General features: G+C 49.1%; 8 protein-coding genes and 1 rRNA gene. 7 read left to right on the top strand and 2 right to left on the bottom strand.

The window, feature by feature from the left end; translation table 11 throughout:
• The first annotated feature begins 65 nt into the window (after window positions 1–65).
• Together rrf and SHEWPOL2_RS20375 are read left to right on the top strand one after the other, a co-directional pair.
• A 5S ribosomal RNA gene (gene rrf, locus SHEWPOL2_RS20380) occupies window positions 66–181 on the top strand.
• 261 nt (window positions 182–442) lie between these two features.
• The gene (locus tag SHEWPOL2_RS20375; protein ID WP_037431144.1) at window positions 443–1,717 is read left to right on the top strand and encodes a CinA family nicotinamide mononucleotide deamidase-related protein; all 1,275 of its coding nucleotides are present in this window, start codon (window positions 443–445) and stop codon (window positions 1,715–1,717) included.
• A 98-nt stretch (window positions 1,718–1,815) separates the two neighbouring features.
• Here the strand turns inward: SHEWPOL2_RS20375 and SHEWPOL2_RS20370 are convergent, their stop codons facing one another.
• The gene (locus SHEWPOL2_RS20370) at window positions 1,816–2,361 is read right to left on the bottom strand and encodes a DUF1439 domain-containing protein (RefSeq protein WP_023266416.1); all 546 of its coding nucleotides are present in this window, start codon (window positions 2,359–2,361) and stop codon (window positions 1,816–1,818) included.
• The gene (gene ppc, locus SHEWPOL2_RS20365; RefSeq protein WP_037431142.1) at window positions 2,361–5,030 is read right to left on the bottom strand and encodes a phosphoenolpyruvate carboxylase; all 2,670 of its coding nucleotides are present in this window, start codon (window positions 5,028–5,030) and stop codon (window positions 2,361–2,363) included. The genes SHEWPOL2_RS20370 and ppc overlap by 1 nt, the downstream gene beginning before the upstream one ends.
• A 665-nt stretch (window positions 5,031–5,695) precedes the next feature.
• On the opposite strand from ppc, the gene argC reads away from it, so the two are divergent.
• From argC to argH, 5 genes are all read left to right on the top strand, one after another.
• Entirely contained in the window at window positions 5,696–6,676 is a 981-nt protein-coding gene (gene argC / locus SHEWPOL2_RS20360) for an N-acetyl-gamma-glutamyl-phosphate reductase (RefSeq protein WP_011624431.1), read from the top strand.
• Between the two features lie 31 nt (window positions 6,677–6,707).
• Complete coding sequence (argB, locus tag SHEWPOL2_RS20355) at window positions 6,708–7,490, top strand: acetylglutamate kinase (RefSeq protein WP_037424139.1); 783 nt, start codon at window positions 6,708–6,710, stop codon at window positions 7,488–7,490.
• 12 nt (window positions 7,491–7,502) lie between these two features.
• Complete coding sequence (locus SHEWPOL2_RS20350) at window positions 7,503–8,408, top strand: ornithine carbamoyltransferase (RefSeq protein ID WP_037431141.1); 906 nt, start codon at window positions 7,503–7,505, stop codon at window positions 8,406–8,408.
• A 60-nt stretch (window positions 8,409–8,468) separates the two neighbouring features.
• Complete coding sequence (locus tag SHEWPOL2_RS20345; RefSeq protein ID WP_037431139.1) at window positions 8,469–9,692, top strand: argininosuccinate synthase; 1,224 nt, start codon at window positions 8,469–8,471, stop codon at window positions 9,690–9,692.
• Between the two features lie 92 nt (window positions 9,693–9,784).
• On the top strand, window positions 9,785–11,152 hold the full coding sequence (gene argH, locus SHEWPOL2_RS20340) for an argininosuccinate lyase (protein WP_037431137.1): 1,368 nt from the start codon (window positions 9,785–9,787) through the stop codon (window positions 11,150–11,152).
• The last annotated feature ends 24 nt before the right edge of the window (window positions 11,153–11,176 follow it).

Here is an 11,176-nt window from a genome sequence, read left to right as displayed (position 1 = left end):
AAACAGCTTTCCGAATTAATTTGCTGCCTGCATAAAGATAAGACAGGTAGTGAATAACAAATTTGCTTGGTGACAATAGCATTGTGGTCCCACCTGATCCCATCCCGAACTCAGAAGTGAAACGCAATCGCGCCGATGGTAGTGTGGGGTCTCCCCATGTGAGAGTAGGTCATCGCCAAGCGCCTAATTAAACAATCAAGCCAGCTGAATAAGCTGGCTTTTTTGTTTTTCGCGTTTGCCATCTTTAGATTGTGATTTTGAAATCACTCATTCCAATTTTCAGCCTCTTTCGCTCACACACCCCTGATGTGCGCTAAATCGCGACTGACTACCTTATTTTCTTCACACTACTGAACCATATCTCCCAAAGGTCAACTCTTGCTATTACTTCAGAGGTTACTTACCTTATGCAGTAACTTATTGGGGTAGCTAAGGATCTATGATGAAGTTAGAGATGATTTGTACTGGGGAAGAGGTGCTGTCGGGTCAGATTGTTGATACTAACGCTGCTTGGTTTGCCAGCACTATGATGGAGCATGGCATTGAGATCCAAAGGCGCGTTACAGTCGGGGATCGTCTCGAGGACTTAATTGCGGTTTTCCAAGAGCGTAGTTTGCATGCCGATGTGATTTTAGTGAATGGCGGCTTGGGGCCGACCAGTGATGATATGTCTGCCGAGGCAATGGCTAAGGCTAAAGGCGAGCCTCTGGTTGAGAATCGTGAATGGCGTCAACGTTTAGAAGATTGGTTTACGCGCAATAACCGTGAAATGCCAGTGAGTAATTTAAAGCAGGCAATGCTGCCTGAGTCTGCGGTGATGGTGGATAACCCCGTCGGCACGGCCTGTGGATTTAGAGTGAAGCTGAATCGAGCTTGGTTGTTCTTCACCCCTGGCGTGCCATTTGAACTCAAGCATATGGTGACGGAACAGTTTATTCCTTTTATCCGTGCAGAGTTTGACCTTGACGCTAAGGTGGCGCTGAAGAAGTTGCTGACCATAGGTCATGGCGAGTCTTCCCTTGCCGACAAAATCGAGCCATTGGAGTTGCCTGAGGGGATTACCATTGGCTATCGCTCCTCAATGCCACATATTGAGATTAAGATCTTTGCCCGCGGTGAGAAGGCGATTGCTTTGCTGCCACGGGTGACTGGGCACATCAAAATGGTGCTGGGTACTGCGGTTGTCGCCGAAGATAAAGCGACGCTTGCCGAGGAAATCCATGCGAAGTTACTGAATTCTGGCTTGACCTTAAGTGTTGCCGAGTCTTGCACGGGTGGGATGATTACTAGTCAGTTAGTGGATTTCCCCGGCAGCTCTTCCTATTTGCAACACGGTCTGGTGACTTACAGTAACGAGTCTAAGGTGCGAGTGTTAGGTGTTAATCCGGCGACGTTAGACGATCACGGCGCAGTGTCTATTCCCACGGTCGAAGAAATGGCCAAGGGCGCGCGTGCTATCTTAGACAGTGATTTTGCCTTAGCGACCAGTGGAATAGCGGGACCAGATGGCGGAACCGAAGAGAAGCCCGTCGGTACAGTAGCAATTGCCTTGGCTACCCGCAGTGGCGTCTACAGCCAAATGATAAAACTGCCGCGACGTTCACGGGATTTAGTGCGTAGCTTAAGTGCGGCAGTGGCCTACGATATGTTAAGACGTGAATTACTCACCGAAGCTGTGATTGTGGATTATCAATCGATAGGGCGTTTCAGCAAGTAACTCTTTGGATACTTACGGGTTTTAGTCAGTCTAGCTTGATTAACAAAAATGCTCCCGAGGGAGCATTTTTTATGGCGAATGGTTTGCAACGCAAGCCGTTATTTAGTGAACTTAAGGACTAATTTGCCTGGGACGACTTGAATGCTCTCGGTCATCTTGGCCATCAGCGCTTGGTTACTATCCTTCGTATCGAGCACATAAACGGGCTGATTCTCGAGGAAATGCCTTAAGTAGCCCATCACTTGTGGTGTCGCGCTACTGATGGCTTTCTCGATATCCTTGGGTGTTGACTCGACTTTCACCAATTCAAGCTGGCGTAGGTAGACGCTGTGGGTGGCACTGTCATACCAAGGCTTAGCCTCAAAGGTGGTTGAAAGCTGCGCCTTTAATGGATAAATAGGGTTAGTGATGGACACCTGAGTGGTTGCACTTACGCTCATAGTGTCAGGCTTTTCACCGAGTCTGACACTGATGTCGTTAATGCGCACTTGCGCGCCCACGAGTTGATTACCTTGTTTTACCTCAAAATGGATCTCTTTGCTGAGATACTGCTCCATTTCATGCTCGCTGATACTGTACTGCGTGACGCAGCCGCCAAGTAGTACAGATAATCCCAAGCAAAGGCTAAGCGTGAGTTTTTTCATTAACCTGTGTTTCTCATGCCCGCCGCGACACCTGCAATCGTCAGCATTAAGGCGAGTTGCACGTGTTCGGAAGCGGGAGCTTCGGTTGTTTCCTTGCGGGTACGAGCTAATAACTCGGTCTGCAGGAAGTTTAATGGATCGATATAGGGATTGCGCAGTTTGACTGATTCGCGATTCCACGGTGTATGCGCCATTAAGGTATCCGATTTAGTCAGCTCCAGCACCACTTTAATGCCGAGATCTAAACGCTGGCGTAAAGTTTCGCCTAAGTGGTGAAGATTGGGCGGAACTAAGCAGGTTTCATAGTAACGCGCTAAGTTAGGTTCCGCCTTGGCGTACACCATTTCTAGCATTGAAATCCGCGTGCTAAAGAAGGGCCATTCACGATCCATATCCTGTAGCAAACCCATTTCGCCACGTTGGCAGGCAGCCTGTAATGCTTCACCGGCGCCGAGCCATGCTGGCAACATTAAGCGGTTTTGAGACCAAGCGAAAATCCAAGGAATGGCACGTAAACTCTCGATACCGCCATCGACACGACGTTTTGCTGGGCGACTGCCTAATGGTAATTTGCCTAGTTCAACCTCCGGAGTGGCTGCACGGAAATAAGGCACAAAATCAGGTTCTTCACGCACGATACCGCGGTAAGCACTCACTGACTCCTCTGCAATCCGCTCCATACAATTGCGCCATTCCTGCTTAGGCTCGGGCGGCGGAAGCAAGGTCGCTTCTAACACCGCAGAGGTGTACAGGGCTAAGCTTTGCACCGCCAATTTCGGCAGGCCGAACTTAAAGCGGATCATCTCACCTTGTTCGGTGACGCGAATACGACCGTCAACTGAGCCGGGCGGTTGCGACAGAATCGCTTTGTGAGCTGGGCCGCCGCCACGACCAATACTGCCACCACGACCATGGAACAGCGTCAGCTTAACGCCAGCCTGTTTACAGACGGCGACTAATTGCTCCTGTGCGCGATATTGCGCCCAAGCGGCCGCCATTACACCCGCGTCTTTGGCCGAGTCTGAATAACCGATCATCACCTCTTGCATACCTTTGGTGTAACCACGGTACCAGTCGATATCGAGCAGTGCGGTAATACACTCGGCGGCGTTATTTAAGTCGCTTAAGGTTTCAAATAGCGGCACAACACGCATTGGATGAGTGCAGCCAGTTTCTTTGAGCAGTAATAATACGGTTAATACATCTGAAGGCTTGCTCGCCATCGAGATCACATAGGAGCCCAACGCCTTAGCAGGATGTTTAGCAATTAAGCGGCAAGTGTTAAGCACTTCGGCCACATCGGCAGAAGGTTGCCAGTTGCTTGGGATCAGCGGGCGACGGTTACTGAGTTCACGCAGCAAGAAGGCTTGTTTTTCGGTTTCATCCCAATGGTTAAAGTCACCCATACCTAGATAGCGGGTTAACTCTGCAAGTACATCGCAGTGGCGGCCTGCGTCTTGGCGGATGTCGAGCCTTAACATATGGATGCCAAAACAAGCGAGACGGCGCAGAATGTCGAGGAGTAAACCGTTAGCAATCAAACGCATGCCGCAGTCACATAAACTCTTATACAGCATCTCTAGCGGCGCTTTCAGATCGCTTTCTTGCCAAATCAGCGTCGATTTATCGACTTCAGGGTTATGGCCTTCGATGCGGGCGTTTAAGTAGTCGATGGTGTCGCGTAGTTTTTGTCTTAATGAACGCAGCACAAAACGATAGGGTTCGCAACTATTGTTGGTATATGCCATCAACTCGCTGTTGGCTTCTTCCATCGATAACTCGCCAACCAGCAACACTATATCCTTGAGGAATAAACGGGCGGCGGCATGGCGATTACGATCTAACACTTCTTGGGTGACTTTAGCGGTTACAAAAGGGTTGCCGTCGCGATCGCCACCCATCCAGCTTGAGAAGCGCACCGGTGCGATATCGATAGGCAATTGCTGGCCTGTGCGATCTTGTACTTGATCGTTGAGCTGCCTTAAAAAGTCGGGGACAGCATGCCAGAGGGATTCTTCAATGGTGGATAATCCCCAGCGGGCTTCATCCACAGGCGTTGGGCGTTCACGGCGAATTTCATTGGTGTGCCAGATTTGGGCGATTAACTGGCGCAGACGCAGATTAATTTGGCGGCGCTCTCTGTCCGACAGTTGATTGTTTTCTTGCTCGGCGAGGCAATCCACAATCGCAGCATATTTTTGGATCAGTGTGCGGCGAGAGATTTCCGTTGGATGCGCGGTGAGGACTAAGTCGATATCCAGCGTTTTTAAGCAATCCAACATCTTGGTTTGATCGATACGGCCATTCAGCATGCGGCCAAGCAACTGTTCGACCGGATCCGGTACGCAAACCAGCTCATCGCAGTTACGGCTAATAGTATGAAATTGTTCGGATAAGTTTGCTAAGTTGAGGAATTGGTTAAAGGCTTTAGCAAAAGGCACTAACTCTTCATCGGGGAGCGCCGTGAGCAGTTCTAGCATTTGCTCCCGTGCTGCTTCATCGCCACGGCGGGAATCTTTTGCGAGTTTACGAATTTGCTCAACCTTCTCGAGGAAAGAATCACCGAGGTGGGTGCGCATCGTATCGCCCAAGATTTGCCCTAACATACTCACGTTCGATCTTAACGACGCATACATGTCGGTCACATTGTCTGCCACATTACCTGCCATAGTTACTCCGAATTGAAAAATATAAAAATCCGCAATATACCCAAACAACCTGTAGGTGATGAGAGTCTTCAGGTCGCTTGGGTATATAGCCCGCTAGCACAATACCCACCACTGAGGGCAATGGTCAACAGCAGAACTTATAACTTATACGACTGGCTTATCTTATATGCAACTAATCACGATAATTGTTGAAGAATATTCAATATAAATGCGAGCTAACGCAATATTTTATTATGTTTAGTGGAAGTGAATATGAACTGCATCATTTTCGGCTTTGCGGGTATGTGTATTCGGTGTTAATAAAAAGGACTGATTTTTCCGTCTTTCATCTATAGATAACTGAGTTATTAAGCAGTTAGTGAAGTATTGTGTTATTTGCTAAGCGTGCTTGAACGCAGATAAAAGATAAAATTTAATAAAAATATATATTCACATATATTGCATAAATAGATCTTTGTGGTAGTCTAGCCAGCAGTTGAGATGAGTCACCCCTTGTGACCTGTAGAGTAAATATCATGATGTATAGCGTTAAGCCGTCAGTGAATAAAATAACGACCCATTACGATTTCCTACGACGATAGTCTTGTCATCATAGATATACGCTGGTGCGTGTACGCTATTCATCTATTCTTTAAGTCTCTTTGATTCGGTTTATAAAAATACATATGAAAAACATCGCCATTATCGGTGCCAGTGGTTACACAGGCGCACAACTAACAGCTTTAGTCCATGCGGAGTCTGAATTATCGATTCAAGGTCTGTATGTCTCTGAAAATAGTTTAGATAAAGGTAGAGCTTTAGCAGATTTGTACCCTGTCTACAGTCACATTGACTTAGCTCTGTCACCACTGACCGAAGAAGCGAAGGCGAAGATCGTCGCCGAGGCGGATGCCGTGGTGTTAGCGACCGAACATTCGGTGAGTTTGCATTTAGCGGCGTGGTTCTATAACCAAGGTTTAGCCGTGTTTGACTTAAGCGGTGCCTATCGGTTCAGCGATGTGGCGCAGTACCCTAAGTGGTACGGTTTTGAGCATGAATATCCCGAAGTGTTGGCCAAGGCTGTCTATGGTCTAGCCGAGTGGAATGCCAAAGAAGTCGCCGCGACTAAAATGATTGCTGTGCCAGGTTGTTACCCAACAGCATCATTAACAGCATTGAAACCATTAAAGAATTTACTGACGTCAGCCTATCCAGTGATCAATGCGGTTAGTGGTGTGACGGGCGCGGGTCGTAAGGCACAGCTGCATACTAGTTTTTGCGAAGTGAGCCTCACACCCTACGGCGTATTAGGCCACAGACATCAACCCGAGATTGCCACTCAACTGGGGCAAGAGGTGATCTTCACGCCGCACCTAGGCAACTTCAAGCGCGGCATTTTAGCAACCATCACGGTACAGCTAAAACCAGGCACCACCACCGCCGATGTGGCTGCGGCATACAGTGTTTATGACCAAGCTCCGCTGGTGACGGTGAAACAGAACCAGTTCCCGAAAGTGGATGATGTGGTGCTGACTCCGAATTGCCACTTAGGTTGGAAGTTTGATGAGAACAGTGGCTACTTAGTGGTTGCCAGTGCCATCGACAATTTGATGAAAGGCGCGGCGAGCCAAGCCCTGCAATGCATAAAGATTCACTTTAACCTTTAACCGTTCATCCTTATTTAAGAGAGTCGTCAAGATGTCTACCAACAACTCAGTATTAGTTCTTAAAGTCGGCGGCGCCCTGCTGCAGTGTGAAATGGGGATGGCGCGTTTAATGGATACCGCCGCAGCAATGATCGCAAATGGTCAGCAGGTGCTGATGGTGCATGGCGGTGGCTGTTTGGTCGATGAGCAATTAGCCGCAAACGGCATGGAAACCGTCAAGTTAGAAGGCCTGCGGGTGACCCCGCCTGAACAAATGCCGATTATTGCCGGTGCACTGGCTGGCACATCAAACAAGATCCTCCAAGGCGCAGCGACAAAAGCTGGGATTGTGAGTGTGGGCATGAGCTTAGCCGATGGCAACACGGTATCGGCCAAGATTAAAGATGAGCGTTTAGGGTTAGTGGGCGAGGTTTCTCCTAAGGACGCGACTTACCTCAAGTTTATTCTGTCCCAAGGCTGGATGCCGATTTGTAGCTCAATTGCCATGATGGACGATGGCCAAATGCTGAACGTGAACGCCGACCAAGCGGCGACGGTATTAGCTAAGTTGGTCGGTGGCAAGTTGGTGCTGCTATCGGATGTGTCTGGCGTGCTCGATGGTAAAGGTCAATTAATCCCTTCATTGAATGGTAAGCAGATTGCCGAGTTGGTTAAGCAAGGCGTGATCGAAAAGGGAATGAAAGTAAAAGTTGAAGCTGCGCTCGAAGTGGCGCAGTGGATGGGGCAGGCGGTTCAAGTGGCCTCATGGCGTGATGCAAGCCAATTAGTCGCATTAGCAAAAGGTGAGGCCGTGGGCACACAAATCCAACCATAAGCGGAGTAGGTTATGAAGCATTTACTATCGATAAAAGAGTTAACCCAGCAGCAGTTGCTGGATCTGATTACCTTGGCAAAGACGATTAAAGCGAATCCCGCTGAGTATCGTCATGCACTGGACGGTAAGAGTGTGGTGATGTTATTTGAAAAGCCATCCCTGCGTACTCGTGTTAGCTTCGATATCGGTATTAACAAGCTCGGCGGCCACTGTTTATACCTAGACCAACAAAATGGTGCCTTAGGTAAGCGGGAATCGGTCGCTGACTTTGCTTCTAACCTGTCCTGTTGGGCCGATGCCATTGTGGCGAGAACGTTCTCCCACAAGACCATCGAACAATTGGCCGAGTTTGGCACTGTGCCTGTGATAAATGCGCTTTCGGATTTATATCATCCCTGCCAAGCGCTGGCCGATTTCTTAACCTTGGCCGAGCATTTTGAAAATATCAGTGATGTTAAGTTAGCGTACGTAGGTGACGGTAATAACGTGACGAATTCATTGATGTATTGCGCGGCCATTCTCGGTGCCACCATGACAGTGATCTGCCCTGCGGGTCACTTTCCTGATGGCTACGTCGTGGCCGAAGTGCAAGAGCTCGCGAGCCGATATGGCGGCAAGGTTGTACTGTCTTCTGATATTGGTGCTATCGAAGGTCACGATGCTATCTATACTGATACTTGGATTTCCATGGGAGATCCAACACCGTTAGCGGAAATTAAGGATAAGTTTGCACCTTATCAGGTCAATAAGGCCTTGATGGCGAAAGCGGGTGCTCACTTCTTTATGCACTGTTTACCCGCTCACCGCGGTGTTGAAGTGACCGATGAAGTGATGGATGGCGAAGGCTCCTTGATCCTGCAACAAGCTGAGAATCGGATGCACGCCCAAAATGCAGTACTGGTAACCCTATTTAGTTAATTTAACCCTGTTTAGCAGCCTACTTTCTCCAAGGTGAGAAACGAGTTATAGGAATTTAAGATGTCTATCGAGAACAAAAATACTGGCGTGAAAAAAGTCGTTTTAGCCTATTCGGGTGGTCTAGATACTTCGGCCATTATTCCTTGGTTAAAAGAAACCTACGACAACTGTGAAATCATCGCCTTTTGCGCTGACGTTGGTCAGGGTGAAGAAGAGTTAGTGGGTCTGACTGAAAAGGCATTAGCCTCAGGCGCGTCTGAATGCCATATCGTCGATCTGAAAGAAGAATTCGTTAAAGATTACATCTACCCAACCATGGCAACGGGGGCGATTTACGAAGGGACTTACTTGTTAGGTACTTCAATGGCGCGTCCAATCATCGCGAAGGCGCAGGTTGAAGTGGCGCGTAAAGTGGGTGCAGATGCCCTGTGTCACGGTTGTACCGGTAAGGGTAACGACCAAGTGCGTTTCGAAGGTTGCTTTGCGGCATTAGCGCCTGATTTAAAAGTGATTGCACCATGGCGTGAATGGACCATGCAGAGCCGTGAAGATCTGCTGGCTTACTTAGCTGAGCGTAATATTAAGACGTCGGCTTCTGCCACTAAGATCTACAGCCGTGATGCCAACGCATTCCACATTTCCCACGAAGGTGGCGAGTTGGAAGATCCATGGAACGAGCCAAGCAAAGGTGTGTGGACGCTGACTGCCGATCCGGAAGATGCGCCAAACGAAGCAGAATATGTGTCACTTGAAGTCGAAAATGGTCGTGTGACTAAAGTAAACGGTGAAGCATTAACGCCTTACGCTGCACTGATGAAGCTGAACACCATCGCTGCACCACATGGCGTGGGTCGTATCGACATCACTGAAAACCGTTTAGTGGGCATGAAGTCCCGTGGTTGCTACGAAACCCCAGGCGGCACTGTGATGTTTGCCGCGCTACGCGCGATTGAAGAGTTAGTGCTGGATAAAACCAGCCGTACTTGGCGCGAGCAAGTGGGTGCCCAAATGGCACACTTAGTATACGACGGTCGTTGGTTTACACCTCTGTGTAAGTCGCTGCTGGCGGCATCTGAGTCCTTAGCCGAGTCTGTCAACGGTGAAGTTGTGGTTAAACTCTACAAAGGTCACGCGATTGCCGTTAAGAAACGTTCGCCAAACAGCTTGTACTCTGAAGCGTTTGCGACCTTCGGTGAAGACCAAGTGTACGACCAAAAACACGCAGAAGGCTTTATCCGTCTGTACTCGTTAGCGAGCCGTATCCGCGCGCTCAACGCTAAGTAATAGGCAGACTCAAAGGGCGCCTAGCGCCCTTTTTTATATCTTAAGTTTTAATGGCTTTAACGTATTCAAAGCAGTGACCGAGGGGATTGAGCATGGCTTTATGGGGTGGAAGATTTCAGGGCGAAACCAGCGCGCTATTTAAATTATTCAACGATTCACTGCCGGTGGATTATCGTTTGTTTGAGCAGGATGTAGTTGGCTCTATCGCTTGGGCCGATGCAATTGCTAGCGTTGGCATTATCACTGCCACTGAATGCAGTGACTTGAAGAAAGCGTTGAACGAGCTGCTGGTGGAAGTGAAGGGCGATCCTGCGATTATTCTCGCCTCGGGCGCGGAAGATATTCACAGTTTCGTGGAATCTGCGTTGATCGCCAAAGTCGGCGATCTGGGAAAAAAACTCCATACGGGCCGTAGCCGTAACGACCAAGTCGCTACCGACTTAAAACTCTGGTGCCAATCCGAAGGTGCGGCATTAGTGGCTCGCCTACAAACCTTACGCAGCGAACTTATCGCGCTTGCTGAGCGTGAATTTGATGCTGTAATGCCAGGCTATACTCACTTGCAACGTGCTCAACCTGTGACCTTCGGCCATTGGTGTTTAGCCTATGTGGAAATGATTGAGCGTGATCTTAGCCGCTTAACCGATGCCTTAAAGCGCGCCAATACCTGTCCGCTCGGTTCGGGTGCATTGGCGGGCACAGCCTATCAAATGGATAGATATGCGCTTGCAGCAGCACTGAACTTTGCTTCGCCAACCTTAAACAGTTTGGATAGCGTGTCGGATCGCGACCATGTGGTTGAGCTGTGCGGAGCCGCCTCTATCAGCATGATGCACTTAAGCCGCATGGCCGAAGATTTGATTTTCTTTAACTCGGGTGAAGCGGGCTTTATCTCATTAAGTGATGAAGTGACCTCGGGGTCATCGTTAATGCCACAAAAGAAAAACCCCGATGCGCTGGAGCTTATTCGCGGTAAAACGGGCCGTGTGTACGGCAGTTTAGTGGGTATTCTCACCACCATGAAAGCCCTGCCTCTGGCCTACAACAAAGACATGCAGGAAGACAAAGAAGGGTTGTTCGACGTGGTCGACAGCTGGGCTATTTGCTTGGATATGGCGGCATTAGTCTTATCTGGCTTAGTCGTTAACCGCCCGAATGCGCTGTTAGCCGCGCAGCAAGGTTATGCCAACGCGACCGAATTGGCGGATTATCTGGTGTCTAAGGGCATGCCATTCCGCGAAGCGCACCATGTCGTCGGTGTGGCCGTGGTTGCGGCGATCGCTAAGAAGATCCCGTTAGAAGGTTTTACGCTGGCCGAGTTTAAAACCTTTGCCGATATCATCGAAGATGATGTGTATCCCAACCTTACCATCGAAGCCTGTTTGGCAAAACGTGATGTCCTCGGCGGCACAGCGTTGACTCAGGTTAAGCAAGCGATTGCGACTAAAAAAGCGGGTTAATGCAAAGTAGGTTAATCTTAGGCG

The sequence above is a fragment of the Shewanella sp. POL2 genome, from assembly GCF_000282755.1.
Taxonomy (GTDB): Bacteria; Pseudomonadota; Gammaproteobacteria; order Enterobacterales; family Shewanellaceae; genus Shewanella; species Shewanella xiamenensis.
The sequence above is the reverse complement of the archived record's forward strand: the minus strand, read 5'-3'. Positions and strand labels throughout refer to the sequence as shown.

Coding starts and splice junctions, on each gene's coding strand:
- ppc (WP_037431142.1), bottom strand. CDS start 5,030: ATGGCAGGTAATGTGGCAGACAATGTGACCGACATGTATGCGTCGTTA.
- argH (WP_037431137.1), top strand. CDS start 9,785: ATGGCTTTATGGGGTGGAAGATTTCAGGGCGAAACCAGCGCGCTATTT.
- SHEWPOL2_RS20345 (WP_037431139.1), top strand. CDS start 8,469: ATGTCTATCGAGAACAAAAATACTGGCGTGAAAAAAGTCGTTTTAGCC.
- argC (WP_011624431.1), top strand. CDS start 5,696: ATGAAAAACATCGCCATTATCGGTGCCAGTGGTTACACAGGCGCACAA.
- SHEWPOL2_RS20370 (WP_023266416.1), bottom strand. CDS start 2,361: ATGAAAAAACTCACGCTTAGCCTTTGCTTGGGATTATCTGTACTACTT.
- argB (WP_037424139.1), top strand. CDS start 6,708: ATGTCTACCAACAACTCAGTATTAGTTCTTAAAGTCGGCGGCGCCCTG.
- SHEWPOL2_RS20350 (WP_037431141.1), top strand. CDS start 7,503: ATGAAGCATTTACTATCGATAAAAGAGTTAACCCAGCAGCAGTTGCTG.
- SHEWPOL2_RS20375 (WP_037431144.1), top strand. CDS start 443: ATGAAGTTAGAGATGATTTGTACTGGGGAAGAGGTGCTGTCGGGTCAG.